The sequence below is a fragment of the Streptosporangium canum genome, from assembly GCF_900113865.1.
GTDB classification, from domain to species: Bacteria; Actinomycetota; Actinomycetes; order Streptosporangiales; family Streptosporangiaceae; genus Streptosporangium; species Streptosporangium canum.
Genome location: NZ_FOQY01000017.1, coordinates 15,024 through 32,567, shown reverse-complemented (window position 1 = coordinate 32,567; position 17,544 = coordinate 15,024). Strand labels below are relative to the sequence as shown.

The following is a 17,544-nucleotide window of genomic DNA, read 5'->3' as shown; positions in this document are numbered from 1 at the left end:
GAGTCTGTCACCCGGCGTCCCGGATCCAGCCGAGTGACAGGTCAAGATCCGGCTATGCGACGCGCTCGTTCCGCATGGCGCGCCGCCTGCCCTGGAAGGGGAGGAAGTGGTCGGCCGTATGCGGCTGGGCGGGCAGGAAGGTGGGCTCGGTGGCGACGATCCGGTCGAACCGGAAGGCCCTGATCCCGCGCCGCAGGCGGCACATTCCCACGAGGTACCAGTAGTCGCGGTGGACCATGCACGTCACCGGGTCGACATCGCGGACGGTGATCCGTCCGGACACGTCCCGGTAGTGCAGGCGGACCACCAGCTGGGAGGTGATGGCGTTGGCGATGGTCCGGGCCCGGTCGGCGACGGGGGCGGGCATCGGATCGGTGAGGGTCGAGAGCGTGGTGGCGATGACCTCGTCGTCGAGCTGCATGTGCTCGAACACGTGGCGCAGGCCGCTGCGGGCGGTGTTGGCCTGCGGGCCCGAACCCAGGTGCGCCAGGGACAGGGCGAGGGCGGCGATCTCGGCGGTCGTCAGCGGGCTGGTGGAGGGCTTCATGACGTTAGCCATACCCAAATAATACGGGCGAGCACCGACATTTTTCGAAAGTCTTGTCGGGTACGGCAGGCCGTACCCGACACGTGAAAGACGTCAGCGGGAGAGCTGGGACAGGTCCCGTGAGGCTCCGGTGGAGGCCGAGGTGGTCAGCGCGGCGTAGGCCTGCAGCGCGGCGCTCACCGGGCGGTGACGGTCGCGCGGCCGGTAGCCGCCCAGGTCGGCCACGAGCCGCTCGCGGCGGGCGGACAGCTCCTCCTCGGAGACCTTCAGCTCGATCGAACGGCCCGGGATGTCGATCTCGATGAGGTCGCCGTCCTCGACCAGGGCGATGGTGCCGCCCTCGGCCGCCTCAGGGGAGGCGTGGCCGATGGACAGCCCGCTCGTGCCGCCGGAGAAGCGTCCGTCGGTGACCAGCGCGCAGGCCTTGCCCAGGCCCTTGCCCTTCAGGAACGAGGTCGGGTAGAGCATCTCCTGCATGCCAGGCCCGCCCTTGGGGCCCTCGTAGCGGATCACCACGACGTCGCCGGCCTTGACCCTGTTGTTCAGGATGCCCTCGACCGCGTCGTCCTGGGACTCGAAGACCACGGCGGGCCCGGAGAACCTCCAGATCGACTCGTCGACCCCGGCGGTCTTGACGATGCATCCCTCGGTGGCGATGTTGCCGTAGAGGACGGCCAGGCCGCCGTCACGGGTGTAGGCGTGCTCGGAGTCGCGCACGCAGCCCTCGGACCGGTCGAGGTCCAGCGCGTCCCAGCGCGCCTCCTGCGAGTAGGGCTTGACGGTGCGGACGTTGCCCGGGGCGGCGTGCCAGAGCTCCAGCGCCTCGGGCAGCACGGCGGCCGACTGCGGGTCCCAGGCGTCGAGGTAGTCGCCCATCGTGCCGCCGTTGACGGTGTGCGCGTCGCGGTGGAGCAGGCCGGCCCGGTCGAGCTCACCGAGGATGGCGGGGATGCCGCCGGCCCGGTGGACGTCCTCGACGTGGTATTTCGCGGTGGCCGGGGCGACCTTGCACAGGCACGGCACCCGGAGCGAGATCTCGTTGATCTCCTTGAGCCCGAAGTCGACCTCGGCCTCGCGGGCCGCGGCGAGGATGTGCAGGATCGTGTTGGTCGAGCCGCCCATCGCCACGTCCAGCGCCATGGCGTTCTCGAACGCGTCCTTGGTGGCGATGCTGCGCGGCAGGACCGTCTCGTCGTCCTGCTCGTAGTAGCGGCGGGTGATCTCCACGAGCTGGCGCCCGGCGTCCTGGAACAGCTTCTTGCGCGCCTTGTGCGTGGCCAGGGTCGTGCCGTTGCCCGGCAGCGCCAGGCCGATGGCCTCGGCGAGGCAGTTCATCGAGTTGGCGGTGAACATCCCGCTGCACGAACCGCAGGTCGGGCAGGCGTTCTCCTCCATCTCCAGCAGCTCGGCGTCGGAGACGTTGTCGTCGGCCGCGGCGATCATGGGGTCGATCAGGTCGAGCTTGCGGCCCGGCGTCTTGCCGGCCTCCATCGGGCCGCCGGAGACGAAGATCGTGGGGATGTTCAGCCGGAAGGCGGCCAGGAGCATGCCCGGGGTGATCTTGTCGCAGTTGGAGACGCAGATCAGCGCGTCGGCGCAGTGCGCGTTCACCATGTACTCGACCGCGTCGGCGATCAGCTCGCGGCTGGGCAGCGAGTAGAGCATGCCGCCGTGGCCCATCGCGATGCCGTCGTCGACCGCGATCGTGTTGAACTCGCGCGGGATCGCGCCCGCCTCGCGGATCGCCCCGGCGACCACGTCGCCGACCTCGCGGAGGTGGACGTGCCCGGGGACGAACTGGGTGAAGCTGTTGGCCACCGCGATGATGGGCTTGCCGAAGTCGCCACCGGCTACGCCCGTCGCCCGGAGCAGGGCCCGGGCTCCGGCCATGTTCCTGCCGTGAGTGACCGTACGAGACCTGAGGGCGGGCATGAGGCTTCTCCCATCATCGAGACCGTGTCCTCAAATGGTACGGCTACCGCCCGGTGCGTGAGACGCCTGTCCACGGCACGAGACGTGCGGCCCCCGACCGGCCGATGGGGGATCGGGGGAGCGGGAGCCGGTGCCGGACGGAGAACGGAAGACGGGAGCCGCCGGTACGGGGCGGCGCGTGAGGCGCCCCACCGGGGACTCCCGTCAGAGGGGAGGGAGACGGGCCGCGTGGGCCCGGGATGCCGCGGGGATCAGGATTCGGGGTAGCGCGCGGGCAGGACCTGCCCGGCGGCCTCGTAGATCCTGTCGATCTCGGTCTCGGTGAGTGACCGCTCCCGCTTGGTGATCCATTTACGGACGCGACTGCCGTCGAAGACGTCGACCTCGCGGACGTTGAGGATCTTCCAGGGGATCGCCGGGCCGTAGATCGCCAGGGACGGGACGATCGTGACCTCGTGGCCGAGCACCTCGCCGATCAGCTCGGCCGCCCGGGACGCCTCCCAGCGCGCCTCGTCGAGGCGGGGCTTCTGGTTGAACGGCCCGTGGAACAGCTTGCGGTGCGACTGGACGCGGACCGGCAGGCGCTTGTCCCATTTCTCCGAGTCGACGGCGTAGACCCCGGTGGGACCCACGACCAGGTGGTCGATCTGGGCCTCGCTGTCCGGGATCGCACGGGCGTGCAGGGTGCGGTAACCGCCCCGTTCCAGCCTCTTGAGCTGGGCCTCCGTACGCCGCTCCGCGACCGAGGCGCGCCGCCAGGCGGGCACCGTCGAGTTCGTGCGGGCATGCAGCACCGTGTCGACGATCGCGGCCAGGACGGCCGCGGTGACCCCCAGCCGCCAGCTTGAGAGCAGGATGCCCGCGAGCACTCCCACGCCGGCCGCGATGAGAACGCGGCGGCGCAGATGGCGGTACTTGGGATGGTCGAGCAGGCTGCGCAGGGAAGCGCGCTCGACGGGCGCGTACGTAGACGCGGGCGCGGAGGGTCGAGACGTCGGCCTGTCCTCGGCCGGTCGGTCACTGACCCAAATAGGTGACGTAGCGTTACCGTCTTCTGGTACCTGACCGGAATCCACGTAACTCACGGTAGCTGACGTCCATGGGGGTGCCTAGTATTGGGTATCTCATACTTTTGTGACCGCCATCACTCGCTTGGCGTGGTTCTTAACCGGGTATCTACGCATTTCCTCTCTAGATAACCCAGCCTTCTGCGCTTACTGTGCGGGACGTGGCCCACATACATGATCTTACCGCCCTGGAGCAGGCGGCAGCCGTGAAACGCAGGGAGATCTCGCCCGTCGAGATCGCCGAGCACTACCTCGACCGCATCGCGCGGCTGGATCCGGAGGTCGGCGCCTACGTGACCGTCACCCCCGAGCTGGCTCTGGAACAGGCGCACAAGGCCGAGGCCAGGGCGCTGGCGGGGGAGGACTCCTCACCCCTGCTCGGGGTGCCGATCCCGATCAAGGACCTCAACCTGGTCAAGGGCGTGCGGATCCACTTCGGCTCGGCCACCTACGAGGACTTCGTCGCCCCGGTGGACGACAGCGTCGTCGAGCGGCTCAGGGACGCCGGCACGATCATGCTCGGCAAGACCGCGACGCCCGAGTTCGGGCTGCCCTGCTACACCGAGACCTCGCTCTCCCCGCCCACCCGGACTCCCTGGGACCTCTCCCGTTCCGCGGGCGGGTCCAGCGGCGGCGCGGCCGCCGCGGTCGCCGCGGGCCTGGCCCCCGCGGCGCAGGGCAGCGACGGCGCGGGCTCGATCCGGATCCCCGCCTCGGTCTGCGGGCTGTACGGCATCAAGCCGACCCGGGGCCGGATCAGCTTCGCCCCGATCATCCCCGACCTCGCCGGCCTGTCGACCAACGGGCCGATCACCCGGACCGTGGCCGACGCCGCCGCGCTGCTCGACGTGATGACGCACGGCAACCCCGGCGACCTCTACCACGCCCCGCCGCCCGCGCTCGGCTCGTTCGAGGCCTACGCGGGCCGGGACCCGGGCCGCCTGCGGATCGCCCGCTACGCCGAGCCGCTCGTCCCCGGAGCCGAGGTCGACCCCGAGGTGCTCGCCGCCTACGAGCACGCCTCCGCGGAGCTGGCGGCGCTCGGGCACGAGGTGGTGGACATCGCGCCGCCGTTCACCCCGGAGCTGGTGCCGCAGTTCGTGACCCTCTGGTACGCCTTCGCCTGCATGCACCCGGTGGACCTGAGCAAGCAGGACCGGCTCCGGCCGCTTACCGCCTGGCTGCGCGAGCGCGGCTTCGCCACCCTCGCCCCCGACTTCCTGCAGGCCCAGTCGGCGCTGCAGCTCGCCACCCGGTTCGGGCTGATGGTCACCGATCTCTACGACGCGGTGCTCACCCCGACCGTCACCCAGCCGCCTCGGCCGGTGGGGTGGTTCGAGGACGTGGAGGACCCGGAGGAGACCTTCGAGCGGATGAAGCGCTTCGCCGCCTTTCCCGCCATCTACAACGTCAGCGGTCAGCCCGCGGTCAACCTTCCGCTGCACTGGACTCCCGGCGGCCTGCCGATCGGCGTCATGCTGGCCGGGCGGTTCGGCGACGAGGGCACGCTGATCTCGGTCTCGGCGCAGGTCGAGGCGGCCCGCGGCGGCTTCTGGGGAGAGCGCAGGCCGGCTGTCTGGCAGGTCTCGACTTAGCTCTCGTCGCAGGTCTACCGTTGGTCCTGTGGACGCGATCCAGGTCCTCGGGTCTCTCATCGGATCCTCCGCGGTCCTGTTCCTGCTGATCACCTTGCTGGTGACGCTGCCCGGCAAGGTGCGCGCGAGCGCGAGCCGCACCACCTCGGCGGGCGCGGTGTGGTTCGGCGGCCCGTCCGGCAGCGAACGGGGTGGGAGCCCCTCCGGTCCGGTGCTGGTGGACCAGGGGGCTCCCCGGATGCGGGTGCCGGGGGTGGACTGGGTCTCGCTGGCGGAGCTCTCCGAGCCGGGGCGGTACGCCGGCGGGGCGTCGGCGCGATGGTGACGGCGCTGCCGGGTCTGAGCCCGGCGCAGGAGGACGGCGTCCGGGAGGCGCTGCGCGCCGCGGGATGCCGCAGCGGCCTGCGCTTCGCCGCCTACCTCGGCCCGGCCGTCGGCCCGCGCCGTCATTTCTCCGAACGGCTGCACGCCGCGCTGGGGGAGGAGGCCGCCAGGGCCGTGCTCGTCTTCGTGGATCCCGGAGACAGGGCCCTGGAGATCGTCACGGGCCCCCATGCCAGACGTAGGCTTCCTGACAGGGAGTGCCGCCTGGCCGCGATGTCAATGGCGGTCGCCTTCCGCGAGGGAGACCTGGCCAACGGGCTCGTCGCCGGACTGGGGCTGCTCGCGGATCTGGCTTCCCGCCGCAGGTGACCTTCTCTCATAATCGGGTGGTGCTGAAGATCGCGGGTGACACGCCGGCGGGTCACGTCTCGGGGGGAGGCACGGTGCGGCAGGAGCGGGACGAGACCCTCGGCTACATCACGACGGTCCTCGCCGATGTGCGCCACGACATCGGCAGGGCCGACCGCAAGGCCGTCGCCCTGCTGGTGGCGGCCCTCCTCGGCGGGCTGCTGGGCAACGGGTGGCGGCCGGAGGAGCTGCCGAGCCAGGTGGAGTGGCTCTGGTGGACCGGCGTCTTCTTCTGCGCGATGGGAATCCTGATGCTCGCCGGCGCGCTCTACCCCCGTAGCGCGCGGCTCGCCGGGCAGACGGTGGAGCGCCGCCGCTCCTACGCCGTCGCGCATGCCGAGAGCCCGCAGGACGGCGACTCCCCGGTCGAGGACTCCCGCGCCGGCGCCTTCGCCCGCAGCGCGCTCGCGGACCTGAGGGCCCGCATGGCGAGCCAGGACAACCGGGTCCGGGCCGACGAGCTCGTGCTGGGGATCAGGAGGCTCAGCGCCGTCGCCGACGCCAAGAGGCGCTACGTCCGCAGGGGGACGATCCTGCTGGTGGTCTCCGTCGTCTGCTGCGCGCTGTCGGTGATCGTCGGCCAGGCCATCACGTCGTGGGACTTCTTCGGCAGGCCCATGGCCCCGGCGGTCCAGCCGACGCCCGCGGCGGGCCACTGCGCCCCGTCCGCGGCCTGCGGCGGCCCCGCCTGAGCCTCGGCGGACCTTCTCTGAGTCCCGGCGGATCCCCGGCCGGAGTCCTCCCCGGGCCTCGGCGGACCTTCCGCCTCAGAGTCGCAGGAGCTTCACCAGGTGGGTGGTGATGTCGGTCAGCAGCGTCGAAGGGGTCACGGGCGCGGCGGCGATGGCGGAGAACAGGCTGGGCAGGCCCGGCAGGGGGAAGCCGTCCTCCCTGGCGGCCTCGTCGCCCACCTCGTTCTTGCTGAGGATCGCCCGGCTGCGCTGCCAGGCGTCGAGGACCTCCTCGGGGGAGGGCACGCCGAACCCGTGGCCCACCGGGGCCGCGTGGCGCAGCCGTACCAGGGGGGTGTCGGCGAAGGTCAGCGCCACCCGGGCGCGCGTGGAGAGGTCCTCGCGGCGCTCCGGGGCCACCCAGTCCATCGCGGTGCAGGGGGTGCGGCAGCCGGCCACGCAGGTGGCGAGCGCGCCCGCCACCTGGCTGTGCTGCCGGTCGAAGTAGGCCCGCCAGCCCTCGGCCGGCTCCCCGGCCACCCGCAGGGTCCGGTTGACGGCCGACTGCTCCGACTTGGTGTGGTCGCACTCACGGTCGCCGATCACGCCGAACCTGCTGCCCTCCGCGCTGAGGCCCTGAGGCCAGCGCGCCGGGTCGCCGGCGTTGCCCAGCAGCGGCTCGAAGGCGAGCAGCGGCAGATACTCGCTGGCGATGTGGATGGCGGCGACCATGGGGCTCAGCTCGCGCCGGTGCCACCGGACCGCGATCGTCTCCAGCAGCAGCCCGTAGGCGGGCCGCAGCGACTCCAGCGCGCCGCGCGGCTGCTCCCGGGGGGTCTGCGGCATGGTGCACGCCCGGGCCCGGCGCCTCAGATCGTTGGGCACGCCCCGCGCCTCGACGGCGAAGTCCTCCGCGTCGAGCGAGAGCAGCCGCTGCCCGAACTCGCACACCGCCTCGATGTCACCCGTGTCCTCGACGACGTCCGAGGCCAGCGCTCCGAGGTCGGCGAAGGCGTATCTCCGCGCCAGGGAGACGAGTAGATCACGTGCCGATTCCACTTGATCACCTTCTCATGGCGTGCGGATGATGGAGGACATTGTCACGCAAAGGGGGATTTCGATCCGTTCGCGCAGGTAGAGCCTATTTTTACCATCATCTGGCCATGGCAGCCGCATTGATCGTGACGTCCCGGCCGTCCGGTGCCGGGACGCGAGGACGCCCCCCGCCGCGATGGCGAGGGGCGTCCGGGACGGCCGGATCAGGCCGTCGGGGTGTCCTTGGCCTGGGCGCGCAGGGCGCGGCTGACGCCGTCGGCGCCCTCCAGCAGGAGGCGCTTGAGGGCGTGCGGAGGCTGGTCGGCGGAGATGAAGTCCTGGGTCCTGGCGACGGTCTCCGGGGAGATGGCCAGGGCCGGGTAGCAGCCGTTGGCGAAGCTCTGGGCGCTGTCGAAGGTCCAGCTCTTCCAGATCCGGCCGATCTCCTCGAAGTACTTCGCGGCGTACGGCTCCAGCAGCTCCGGGTGCTGGGGGTCCATGAAGCCGATGACCGTCGAGCGGAGCAGGGCGCCGCTCAGCTTGCCCTCGGTGATCGTGTTCCAGGCCTTCGACTTGCCCTCGGCCGTCGGGAGCGAGGCGCGGCAGAGCGCGGCGGAGCGCTCGCCGGTGGCGGTGGCGTCGCGCAGGAGCTCATCGGCGACGTCCTCCTCGCCGAGCACGCCGCCGGAGACCAGGGAGTGGATCAGCGTCCAGCGCAGGTCGGTGTCCACGGTCAGCCCGTCGAGCGCGGCCGAGCCGTCCAGCAGACCCTTGAGGAACGCCAGGTCCTCGGCGGAGGTCGCCACGCCGGACAGGGCGTTGACGTAGGCGAGCTGGTGGTCGGAGCCCGCCTCGGCCCCGGCGACCAGGGAACGCAGGGAGGAGGCCAGCAGGGCCATGCCCTCGGCGCGCCAGGCCGGGTCGGCGTACTGCTGGACCGCCTGGCGGGCCTGGCGGAGCACCGTCTGGGTGACGGTGATGTCCTTGATCGACGCGATGCCGGAGACGACCAGGGCGACGTAGTCGCGGGTGGACATCTCCGCGTCACGGGTCATGTCCCAGGCGGCCGACCAGCACAGGGCGCGCGGCAGCGACTCGGTGAACCTGGAGATGCCGCCGTTCACCAGCGTCTGCAGCGAGCGCTCGTCGAGCCGGACCTTGGCGTAGGTCAGGTCGTCGTCGTTGATCAGGATCAGGTCCGGCTGGACCTCGCCGACCAGCTCCGCCACCGCCGTGCGCGCGCCGACCACGTCGAGCTCGACCCGCTTGGTGCGGACCAGCTCCTCGCCCCGCAGGGAGTACAGGCCGATGGCGACACGGTGCGAGCGCAGCGTCGGATAGTCGGCCGGGGCCTCCTGCAGCACCTCGAAGGAGAGGAAGCGGCCCTCGGGGTCGGTGGTGAACGACGGGCGCAGGGTGTTGACCCAGGAGGTCTCCAGCCACTCCTTGGACCAGGAGGACAGGTCGCGGCCCGAGGTGCGCTCCAGCGCGCCGAGCAGGTCCGCCAGCGTGGTGTTGCCCCACGCGTGCTCGTTGAAGTAGTCGCGGACGCCGGCCAGGAAGTTGTCCAGCCCCACGTAGGCGACGAGCTGCTTGAGCACCGAGGCGCCCTTGGCGTAGGTGATGCCGTCGAAGTTGACCTCGACCGCGTGCATGTCGACGATGTCGGCGGCGATCGGGTGGGTCGAGGGCAGCTGGTCCTGGCGGTAGGCCCAGGCCTTCTCCACATTGGCGAAGGTCGTCCACGCGCCCTGGCCCCAGCGGGTGGCCTCCGCCTGGCAGAGCACCGAGGCGTAGGTGGCGAACGACTCGTTCAGCCACAGGTCGTCCCACCAGCGCATGGTGACCAGGTCGCCGAACCACATGTGCGCCATCTCGTGCAGGATCGTCTCGGCGCGGCGCTCGATGATCGCGTCGGTGACGCGGGAGCGGAAGACGTAGTCCTCCAGGAAGGTCACGCAGCCGGCGTTCTCCATCGCGCCCGCGTTGAACTCGGGCACGAAGAGCTGGTCGTACTTCCCGAACGGGTAGCGGACGCCGAAGACCTTGTGGAAGAAGTCGAACCCCTGCCGGGTGATCTCGAAGAGGTTGTCGGCGTCGAGGTGCTCGGCGAGCGAGGCCCGGCAGTACAGGCCCAGCGGGATGCCGTCGTGCTCGGAGGTCACCTTGTGGTACGGCCCGGCGCACAGGGCGGTGATGTAGGTGGACATCACCGGGGTGGCGGGGAAGTGCCAGCGCCTGGCGGCCTGGAGCGCGCCGTGGCGGCCGTGGTGCTCCTGGAGCTCCTCGGCGGAGTCGGGCGCCGCGTTGGAGATGACCTCCCAGTAGGAGGGCGCGAGCACGGTCAGCTCGAAGGTGGCCTTCAGGTCGGGCTGGTCGAAGCAGGCGTACATCCGGTGGGCGTCGGCCGTCTCGAACTGGCTGTGGAGGTAGACGCTCTTGTCGACCGGGTCGACGAAGCGGTGCAGGCCCTCGCCGGTGCGCGTGTAGGAGCAGTCGGCGTCGACACGCAGCTCGTTGGTCTCGGCCAGGGCGGGCAGCGGGAGCCGCCCGGTCTCCGGGTCGTAGCCGCTCACGTCGAGCTCGGTGCCGTTCAGCACGGCCTTGCGCACCTTCGCGTCGGCCAGGTCGATGAACGTCTCCGCACCCGCCTGGGCGCTGGTGAACCGGACCGTGGTGACGCTCTCGAAACGCTCCTCGCCCTCCGTCAGGTCGAGCTCCACCGCATATGACTGCACACTGAGCAGACGTGCGCGCTCGCGGGCTTCGTCACGGGTCAGATTGCCTGCCACTACCGCTCCCTCGTCACAACTTCCCCCGCTCCGTTGCGTAGGGATCCCTGAATCCTGCCATGTGAGACAGAAGAGCGCCGCCCCGGATGCCGGGGGACGGGCCGCCCGCTCCATCCGAGGATAAAGCCGCTAGTCAACGTAATAATCCCCACGTGGAATAGGAAACTCGGCCCCCCGGGTTGTCGTTATGCGAAGAAGCTTCACGATCAGAAAGCTGAGAGATGACTGAGCGCACCCCGGTGGACCTCTGGTTCGACCCCTTCTGCCCGTACGCGTGGATGACCTCCCGATGGCTGCTGGAAGTGGCGAAGATCCGGCCGATCGAGCCGCGCTGGCACATCATGAGCCTCAACGTGCTCAACGAGGGCAAGGAGGTGCCCGACAAGTACCGCGAGCAGATCGCCAAGGCCATCGGCCCGGTCCGGGTGGTCGCCGCCGTGCAGGGGAAGTACGACTCCGAGACGGTCGGCCGGCTCTACACCGAGCTCGGCACCCGCTTCCACAACCAGGGCAGGCTCAAGGAGCTCGACAGGCTCCGCGAGACCGTCGAGGAGGCGTTGGAGGCCGCGGGGCTCGACCGGGCGTTCGCCGACGCGATGGACTCCGAGGAGTTCGACGAGGCTCTGCGCGCCTCGCACAACGACGGCATCGACCGGGTCGGCCAGGAGGTCGGCACCCCGGTGATCGCGGTGGAGGGCGTCGCCTTCTTCGGCCCGGTCGTCTCGCCCGCGCCCAAGGGCGAGGAGGCGGGCAAGCTCTGGGACGGCGTCCGCCTGGTGGCCGGCATCGACGGCTTCTTCGAGATCAAGCGCTCCCGCACCCGGGGGCCGATCTTCGAGTGACCGGTGGGCCCGCCCTGTCACCTGCGCGTTCGACCGGGGTGGGGCCGGTGTGCGCGGCGTGCGGGGGATCCGGCGGGACCGTCCTCCGCACGCCGTCGTGCGGCCGGGATTCCCGCCGGGCATAACCTCTCCTCGTTTATCCGGATATTACGAGTTTTTAAGTATCTCGGTAATTCGCCGTTTATGGGGGTGCTTCGCCGTACCCTCGTCGCAGAGGACGGCCGAGCGCCCGCCGCGGCGAGGACGGCATGCGGCTAAATTGCGATCTTCATGCGGTTGGGCAGGTATCCCGTGACCTGCCGGGCTCTCGCCTTATGACGGTTCACACGCGAGGATGAGAGCCATGCGTCATCTTTATCTGAACGGAGCATGGCGGGCTTCGGCGTCCGGCGAGAGCGTCGACGTCGTCAACCCCGCGACCGAGGAGACGGTCGACAGGGTGCCCGCCGGGTCGCCCGCCGACGTCGAGATCGCCGTGGCCGCCGCCCGCGCGGCCCTGCCCTCGTGGTCGAGTACGGCCGCCGCAGAGCGAGGCAAGATCCTCTCCGCGGCGGCCGAGCTGATACGAGAACGCTCCGATCAGATAGCCCGGATCATCACCACGGACATGGGCGCGCCCTACAACGTGGCGATGAAGGTGCAGACGCTGATGCCGGCCGGGGTGCTGGCCTCCTACGGCCAGCTCGCCGAGACCTACGACTTCGAGGGCGGCAGGGTCGGCAACTCCCGCATCTTCCGGGAGCCGGTCGGCGTGGTCGCCGCCATCACGCCGTGGAACTACCCCCTCCACCAGATCGTGTGCAAGGTGGGCCCCGCGCTCGCCGCCGGCTGCACGGTGGTGCTCAAGCCCAGCGAGGTGGCGCCGCTGGCGGCCTTCGCGCTGGCCGGGATCCTCGACGAGGTCGGGCTGCCCGCCGGGGTGTTCAACATGGTGAGCGGCTACGGCCCGGTGGTGGGCGAGGCCCTGGTCACCCATCCCGACGTGGACATGGTGTCGTTCACCGGCTCCACCAGGGCGGGGCGGCGGGTCGCCTCGCTCGCCGCCGAGACGGTCAAGCGGGTGGCCCTGGAGCTGGGAGGCAAGTCGGCCAGTGTGGTGCTGCCGGACGCCGATCTGGCCGCGGCGACCAAGGTGACGGTGGCCAACGCCTTCCTCAACTCGGGCCAGACCTGCTCGGCCTGGACCCGCATGATCGTCCACCGCGACCAGTACGACGACGCCGTCGGGCTCGCCGTCGCGGCCGCGAGGAAGTACACCGTCGGCGACCCCTTCGACGAGCTCACCCGCCTCGGCCCGCTGGTCTCCGCGGCCCAGCGCGACCGGGTCGTCCACTACATCAACCGGGGTCAGGAGGAGGGCGCCCGGCTGGTCGCCGGAGGCACCGACCGGCCCCTGGAGCGGGGCTTCTACGTGGAGCCCACGGTGTTCGCCGGGGTGGAGCCGGGGATGGTGATCGAGCAGGAGGAGATCTTCGGCCCGGTCCTGACGATCATCCCCTACACCCGCGGCGAGGACGAGGCCGTCGCCATCGCCAACGGCACGCCGTACGGCCTGGCGGGCGCGGTGTGGGCGGGCGGCGAGGAGCACGCGGTCTCCGTCGCGCGGCGGCTGCGCACCGGCCAGGTGGCCGTCAACGGCGGCCAGTTCAATCCGCGGGCCCCCTTCGGCGGCTACAAGCAGTCCGGGCTGGGACGCGAGCTGGGCGAGTTCGGCCTCGAGGAGTATCTGGAGATCAAGTCGGTCCAGCTCTGACCTCCCGCGGGACGTCTCCCCCGGGAGGTGTCCCGCGGCGCCCGGGGCGCCGGGGACGGGTCCGCGCCCATGGCCGTGTTCCCCGTGATCGCCTGGCCGTGTTCTCCGGAATCACCGCCCGGCGATCACGGAGGTCGTCGGGGCGGCGTTCTGCGAAATCGCCGGTCGTTGTTCTCCGAGATTGCCGATCAGCCCGAAAAGGGTTGTCATCGGGGGATCTTCTGGGTAAACCCGCCTTAAGGGAATCCTCGCCCTTTCGGAAGGCGACGAATGAAACTGGGCACCAAGCGTCTGAGCGCGTTCGACCTGGTGATAGCCGTGGGAGGACTGGCGCTGGTGCTGCTCGCCGCGCAGAACCTCGGATCGGCCCTGGCCGCGCTGCGCGGCGAGGGCACCTGGGGCACGTTCACCGCCCACCGGGTCGAGTGCGTCCAGCATCCCGGCCACGAGCAGTGCACCTGGCTGGGGGAGTTCCGGGCGGGCGGGCAGGTGCGCCCGGAGGTCGCGTTCTACGGCGCGGACCGGGAGGCGTTCGTCCCCGGCCAGACGGCGAGGGCCTTCGACACCGGCCGCCGGGGCCATGTCTACGGCCCCGGCGGCTCCAACGAGTGGATCATGGTCGTGCTGCTCCTCGTGGCCGGTCTCGGCCTGGCCGCCAGGCCGGTGATACGCCTGCGGCGCGGCACGGCCCGGACCGCCGAGGCCGCCGGCGCCCCCCGGGCCCCCGGAGACTGACGGCGCGGAGCCCGGCCGGCTCGATCACGGAGCCTGGAGGAGGACCTTCCTGGCGGCGTCCTTGGCGAGGCGGTCGACGTAGAGCATCCCCTCAAGATGGTCGCTCTCGTGCTGGAAACAGCGCGCGAGCAGGCCGCGGGCCTTGATCTGGACCGGCCGGCCCAGGCGGTCGAGACCGCGGACCGTGACCCCGGCGGCCCGGGGGGTCCTGGCATAGATCGGAGTGCCGGTGTCACGGCCCGGGACCGACAGGCAGCCCTCCTCGTCGAGGACCTCCGCGTCGTCGTCGACCGTCAGCACGGGATTGATCAGATGGCCCTTGCGGTTGCTGCAGTCGTAGACGAAGACCCGCTTCGACACGCCGATCTGCGGACCGGCCAGGCCGACGCCCTGTGCGGCGTACATGGCGTCGAACATCTCGTCGATCAGGCGGCGCAGATCGCGGTCGAAGTCGACGACCGGCTCGGCGGGCGTGCGCAGGACCGGATCCCCGACCACTCGGATGTCACGCATCGGGACTCTCTCTTGTAAGGGTTCGAATAGCAGGGCGGTCGTTACTCTAGTCGGGGTGGGGGTCGAGCCGGCCACCCACACCTGCGAAACTGGGCGGGTGCGCGTCTACATCGGTGCCGACCATGCCGGCTATGAGCTCAAGAACCATGTCGTCTCCTGGCTGAAGGAGCACGGCCACGAGGTCACGGACTGCGGTCCGTTCGTATACGACCCCGAGGACGACTACCCGCCGTTCGTGCTGCGCGCGGCCGAGGGCGTCGCGGAGGACCCAGGGAGCCTGGGGATCGTCATCGGCGGCTCGGGCAACGGCGAGCAGATCGCGGCCAACAAGGTGCGCGGCATCCGCGCCGCCCTGGCCTGGAGCGAGGACACCGCCAAGCTCGCCCGCGAGCACAACAACGCCAACGTGGTCAGCGTCGGCTCGCGGATGCACACCCAGGAGGAGGCGACCCGGTTCGTCGAGCTCTTCCTGGGCACCGCCTACTCGGGCGCCGAGCGGCACAACCGCCGGATCGCGCAGCTCACCTCGTACGAGACCATCGGCCAGCTGCCGTCGCTGCCGTAGACTCCGGCCGGCCGGCCCGGTCCCTCCGGTGGGGACCGGGCGCGCCTGCCCGCACGCCACGGGCGGGCAGGCGCCTCATCGGCGACGCGGCGGTTCCTTGCGCGCCGGCTCTTTGCGCGCCGGTTCCTTGCGTGGCGTCTCGTCGCGCAGAGGCCTCCGGTCCGCGGCCTCCTGCTGCTCCTGCGCGGGCCGGGAGACGTCCCGGGCCCGCATCGCGGTGATCGCGCTGATCTGCAAGCTCTGCAGTGCCATGCGGTCACCCTAACCCGCGCGGCCCGGACCGCTCAGAAGATCAGGCCGGCCCAGGGGGCGGGCTCCCACGACATTGCGACCGACAGCTCCCGTACGGCTCCCGCCCGCGACTCGCGCACCACTCCCGCCGCCTGCAGGGCCGCCAGCGGACGGCCGCCCAGGTAGGCCGCGCCCAGCACGGTGACCGGAAGCGCCAGGTCCGCCGGGTCCTCGGTGGGCACGCACCGGGCGCCGGAGGCGTCGGCCGTCAGCCGCCAGCGGCGGGCGTTCCACGGGCAGACGGCGTCCTCGACCTCGATCACCACGTCCACCGGCGCCGAGTAGCCGCGCGCGGGCAGCGCCCGCTCGACGTCCACCAGGCGGATCCACAGGTCGTCCAGCCACCCCGCGTTGAGCTGGCGCGGCTCGGCCATCAGGTGGATCAACGGGTCGTCGACCGGCCGCTGCCAGGCCGAGACCCGCGTGACCAGGTCCCGCTCCAGAACGTGCCGCCAGAGCAGCGCGTAGGCGGCCGGGTCCAGGCCGAACAGCTCCTTGAGCCGCAGCTCGCCGTCCGGCACGTCGTGCTGGGTGAAGTTCGGCTTGATCCGGAAGAGCGCGTAGCCGCGAGGGCCCCCGTCGTCCTCGACGACCACGGCGCGCAGCGGCCCGGCGCCCCCCTGATCGGCCTCGTGGTCGGACAGCACCGCGTCCCAGCGTGCGGGCGTGCGGGCGTAGAGCCCCGGGCGGCTGTCGAGCACGGCCTCGAAGACCTTCTCGAAGACGGCCCTGGCCTCGGCGGGGGGGACGACGCGCAGCCGCAGCGCGGGGTCGGCCGGGGCGTGCCCGGCCAGGGCCGGACCGCGCTTGGTGATGTTGAAGAAGAGGTTGTCGGCGGCCCTGCCGTACCCGAAGCGTCCGTAGATCGCCGCCTCCGAGGCGTACAGCGCGGCGACCGCCTCGCCCCGCTCGCGGAGGTCGGTGAGCTGGCGGGTCATCAGCGCGGACAGGATGCCCCTGCGGCGGTGCGAGGGCAGCACGCCGACCGAGGTGACGCCGCCGACCGGGATCGGCCCGCCGGGCACCGTCATGGTGAAACTGCACACGGAGGTGACGCCCACGAGCAGGTCGCCCTCGAAGGCGCCCAGTGAGCGGTCGAACTCGGCGTTCCTCCGGAACAGCTCTGCCCGGTGCGGAGGGATGGCGTTGCCGAACGCCTCCTCGTCGAGCGTGATCCAGGCGGACCATTCTTTCTCGGCTATCGGACGCAGGCTAAGACTCATTTTTCCTACGGTAGAGGGGGCAAACCGTTCCGGCCATTCAATATCCGCCCTTAATGATCAAGGCCATTGGTCAAGTGGGCTGCCCAAACGGGGGACGGGCAGATACAGTCGAACGCATCATGAGTTCTCGCCCGGTGCCGCTGATCCCTCCGGGGCTCCGCGCGTTTCTGGTGCGGGTGCCCCTTCTCGTGCCCATCGTGCGGTTCCTGCGCCGTGGGCCGCTGGGGCGCGACCGCAACCTGCTCATCACGCTGATCGTGCTGACCGTGGTGCTCGCCGGCCTGGCCGCCCGGGTCTCCATGGAGTGGTTCTCCCCGGCGCTCATGATTCCGATCACTCTCGTCGGCGGGCTCCAGCTCCGGCTGCGGAGCCTGGCCAAGCTGCTGTGCGCGGTCGCGGCGGCCCTGCTCTACGTCGGCATCGCGCGCGGGGTGGGGCACATAGGGCCGGGCCTGCTGGTCACCTTCGGCTTCACCACCGTGCTGGCGGCGCTGATGGCCCGCACCCGGGGCAAGCTCGGCGTGCAGGGCCTGCGCGGCGACGCGATGCTGCTGGAGCTGCGCGACCGCCTCAAGAACCAGAGCGAGCTGCCCTCGCTGCCCAAGGACTGGGACTCCCGGGTGGTGCTCAAGCAGGCCGGCGGCTCCTCCTTCGGCGGTGACTTCCTGGTCTCCATGCGCGAGGGCGACACGGTGGAGCTCGCCCTCGTCGACGTGTCCGGCAAGGGCGTGGACGCGGGCACCAGGGCGCTGATGCTGTCGGGGACCTTCGGCGGCCTGCTCGGCTCGGTCGACGACTTCCTGCCCGCCTGCAACACCTACCTGCACCGCCAGCGTGAGGCTGAGGGCTTCGTCACGGCAGTCCACGTCCGGCTCAACCTCGTCACGGGCGAATACGTGATCACATCGGCCGGTCATCCGCCGGTGGTCAAGTTCGAGGCGGGCACCGGCACCTGGCGCGTCTCCCCGGCCAAGGGCGTGGTCCTGGGCATCGTCCCCGACCTGCACTGTGAGCCGGACCGGGGGACGCTCCGCAAGGGTGAGGCGCTCATGCTCTACACCGACGGGCTGATAGAGCAGCCCGGCCGCGACATCGACGCGGGCCTCGACCGGCTGCTCGGGGAGGCCGAGCGGCTGCTGCCCTCCGGGTTCCGCGACGGCGCCCGCAACCTGGTCACCTCGATGTCGGCGGGGCACAACGACGACTGCGCCCTGATCCTCATCTGGCGCCCCTGACGGCCCGGCACCCCGA

General features: G+C 71.0%; 17 protein-coding genes. 9 read left to right on the top strand and 8 right to left on the bottom strand.

The window, feature by feature from the left end; genetic code table 11:
* Window positions 1–52: 52 nt before the first annotated feature.
* From BM085_RS23900 to BM085_RS23890, 3 genes are all read right to left on the bottom strand, one after another.
* Window positions 53–559 carry a helix-turn-helix transcriptional regulator gene (locus tag BM085_RS23900; RefSeq protein ID WP_093889162.1) on the bottom strand — a complete coding sequence of 169 codons (507 nt, stop codon included), beginning with the start codon at window positions 557–559 and terminating at the stop codon, window positions 53–55.
* An 81-nt stretch (window positions 560–640) separates the two neighbouring features.
* Complete coding sequence (ilvD, locus tag BM085_RS23895) at window positions 641–2,479, bottom strand: dihydroxy-acid dehydratase (RefSeq protein ID WP_093889161.1); 1,839 nt, start codon at window positions 2,477–2,479, stop codon at window positions 641–643.
* A 251-nt stretch (window positions 2,480–2,730) separates the two neighbouring features.
* Complete coding sequence (locus BM085_RS23890; protein WP_231509856.1) at window positions 2,731–3,354, bottom strand: nuclease-related domain-containing protein; 624 nt, start codon at window positions 3,352–3,354, stop codon at window positions 2,731–2,733.
* 353 nt (window positions 3,355–3,707) lie between these two features.
* Here BM085_RS23890 and BM085_RS23885 point away from each other — a divergent pair, with 353 nt between their 5' ends.
* From BM085_RS23885 to BM085_RS23870, 4 genes are read left to right on the top strand one after another with little or no spacing between them, the layout of a single operon-like run.
* Window positions 3,708–5,141 carry an amidase gene (locus tag BM085_RS23885; RefSeq protein ID WP_093889271.1) on the top strand — a complete coding sequence of 478 codons (1,434 nt, stop codon included), beginning with the start codon at window positions 3,708–3,710 and terminating at the stop codon, window positions 5,139–5,141.
* 28 nt (window positions 5,142–5,169) lie between these two features.
* The gene (locus BM085_RS23880) at window positions 5,170–5,466 is read left to right on the top strand and encodes a hypothetical protein (RefSeq protein ID WP_093889160.1); all 297 of its coding nucleotides are present in this window, start codon (window positions 5,170–5,172) and stop codon (window positions 5,464–5,466) included.
* Window positions 5,460–5,834, top strand: coding sequence for a DUF5130 family protein (locus BM085_RS23875; protein ID WP_093889159.1), 375 nt, complete (start codon window positions 5,460–5,462; stop codon window positions 5,832–5,834). The genes BM085_RS23880 and BM085_RS23875 overlap by 7 nt, the downstream gene beginning before the upstream one ends.
* 20 nt (window positions 5,835–5,854) lie before the next feature.
* On the top strand, window positions 5,855–6,565 hold the full coding sequence (locus BM085_RS23870) for a Pycsar system effector family protein (protein WP_143121048.1): 711 nt from the start codon (window positions 5,855–5,857) through the stop codon (window positions 6,563–6,565).
* A 75-nt stretch (window positions 6,566–6,640) separates the two neighbouring features.
* On the opposite strand, the gene BM085_RS23865 is transcribed toward BM085_RS23870, so the two are convergent.
* Both BM085_RS23865 and pepN read right to left on the bottom strand, forming a co-directional pair.
* A complete protein-coding gene (locus BM085_RS23865) occupies window positions 6,641–7,603 on the bottom strand; it encodes a hypothetical protein (RefSeq protein ID WP_093889157.1) in 963 nt (320 codons plus the stop codon).
* A gap of 200 nt (window positions 7,604–7,803) precedes the next feature.
* Window positions 7,804–10,371, bottom strand: coding sequence for an aminopeptidase N (pepN, locus tag BM085_RS23860; protein ID WP_093889156.1), 2,568 nt, complete (start codon window positions 10,369–10,371; stop codon window positions 7,804–7,806).
* 221 nt (window positions 10,372–10,592) lie between these two features.
* Between pepN and BM085_RS23855 the strand changes: the two genes are divergently transcribed.
* The 3 genes from BM085_RS23855 to BM085_RS23845 all read left to right on the top strand — a co-directional run bounded on the left by BM085_RS23855 (window position 10,593) and on the right by BM085_RS23845 (window position 13,701).
* Window positions 10,593–11,213, top strand: coding sequence for a mycothiol-dependent nitroreductase Rv2466c family protein (locus BM085_RS23855; RefSeq protein WP_093889155.1), 621 nt, complete (start codon window positions 10,593–10,595; stop codon window positions 11,211–11,213).
* Between the two features lie 343 nt (window positions 11,214–11,556).
* On the top strand, window positions 11,557–12,966 hold the full coding sequence (locus BM085_RS23850; RefSeq protein WP_093889154.1) for an aldehyde dehydrogenase family protein: 1,410 nt from the start codon (window positions 11,557–11,559) through the stop codon (window positions 12,964–12,966).
* A 270-nt stretch (window positions 12,967–13,236) separates the two neighbouring features.
* On the top strand, window positions 13,237–13,701 hold the full coding sequence (locus BM085_RS23845; RefSeq protein ID WP_093889153.1) for a hypothetical protein: 465 nt from the start codon (window positions 13,237–13,239) through the stop codon (window positions 13,699–13,701).
* Window positions 13,702–13,725: 24 nt separating this feature from the next.
* Here BM085_RS23845 and def read toward each other — a convergent pair whose 3' ends face one another.
* Window positions 13,726–14,214, bottom strand: a complete 489-nt coding sequence (gene def, locus BM085_RS23840) for a peptide deformylase (protein WP_093889152.1) — start codon at window positions 14,212–14,214, stop codon at window positions 13,726–13,728.
* Between the two features lie 97 nt (window positions 14,215–14,311).
* On the opposite strand from def, the gene BM085_RS23835 reads away from it, so the two are divergent.
* Window positions 14,312–14,779, top strand: coding sequence for a ribose-5-phosphate isomerase (locus tag BM085_RS23835; RefSeq protein WP_093889151.1), 468 nt, complete (start codon window positions 14,312–14,314; stop codon window positions 14,777–14,779).
* A gap of 75 nt (window positions 14,780–14,854) precedes the next feature.
* Here BM085_RS23835 and BM085_RS44600 read toward each other — a convergent pair whose 3' ends face one another.
* Both BM085_RS44600 and BM085_RS23830 read right to left on the bottom strand, forming a co-directional pair.
* Window positions 14,855–15,031 (bottom strand): hypothetical protein, encoded by a 177-nt coding sequence (locus BM085_RS44600; protein ID WP_177245243.1) that lies wholly within the window; start codon window positions 15,029–15,031, stop codon window positions 14,855–14,857.
* Between the two features lie 32 nt (window positions 15,032–15,063).
* Entirely contained in the window at window positions 15,064–16,293 is a 1,230-nt protein-coding gene (locus tag BM085_RS23830; RefSeq protein WP_093889150.1) for a GNAT family N-acetyltransferase, read from the bottom strand.
* 119 nt (window positions 16,294–16,412) lie between these two features.
* Here BM085_RS23830 and BM085_RS23825 point away from each other — a divergent pair, with 119 nt between their 5' ends.
* A complete protein-coding gene (locus BM085_RS23825) occupies window positions 16,413–17,528 on the top strand; it encodes a PP2C family protein-serine/threonine phosphatase (protein ID WP_031166414.1) in 1,116 nt (371 codons plus the stop codon).
* Window positions 17,529–17,544 lie beyond the last annotated feature (16 nt).

Bases quoted from the DNA above. Each gene is read 5' to 3' on its own strand.
- BM085_RS23850 (WP_093889154.1), top strand. From the start codon at position 11,557: ATGCGTCATCTTTATCTGAACGGAGCATGGCGGGCTTCGGCGTCCGGC.
- ilvD (WP_093889161.1), bottom strand. From the start codon at position 2,479: ATGCCCGCCCTCAGGTCTCGTACGGTCACTCACGGCAGGAACATGGCC.
- BM085_RS44600 (WP_177245243.1), bottom strand. From the start codon at position 15,031: ATGGCACTGCAGAGCTTGCAGATCAGCGCGATCACCGCGATGCGGGCC.
- BM085_RS23900 (WP_093889162.1), bottom strand. From the start codon at position 559: ATGGCTAACGTCATGAAGCCCTCCACCAGCCCGCTGACGACCGCCGAG.
- BM085_RS23855 (WP_093889155.1), top strand. From the start codon at position 10,593: ATGACTGAGCGCACCCCGGTGGACCTCTGGTTCGACCCCTTCTGCCCG.
- def (WP_093889152.1), bottom strand. From the start codon at position 14,214: ATGCGTGACATCCGAGTGGTCGGGGATCCGGTCCTGCGCACGCCCGCC.
- BM085_RS23830 (WP_093889150.1), bottom strand. From the start codon at position 16,293: ATGAGTCTTAGCCTGCGTCCGATAGCCGAGAAAGAATGGTCCGCCTGG.
- BM085_RS23845 (WP_093889153.1), top strand. From the start codon at position 13,237: ATGAAACTGGGCACCAAGCGTCTGAGCGCGTTCGACCTGGTGATAGCC.
- BM085_RS23875 (WP_093889159.1), top strand. From the start codon at position 5,460: ATGGTGACGGCGCTGCCGGGTCTGAGCCCGGCGCAGGAGGACGGCGTC.
- BM085_RS23825 (WP_031166414.1), top strand. From the start codon at position 16,413: ATGAGTTCTCGCCCGGTGCCGCTGATCCCTCCGGGGCTCCGCGCGTTT.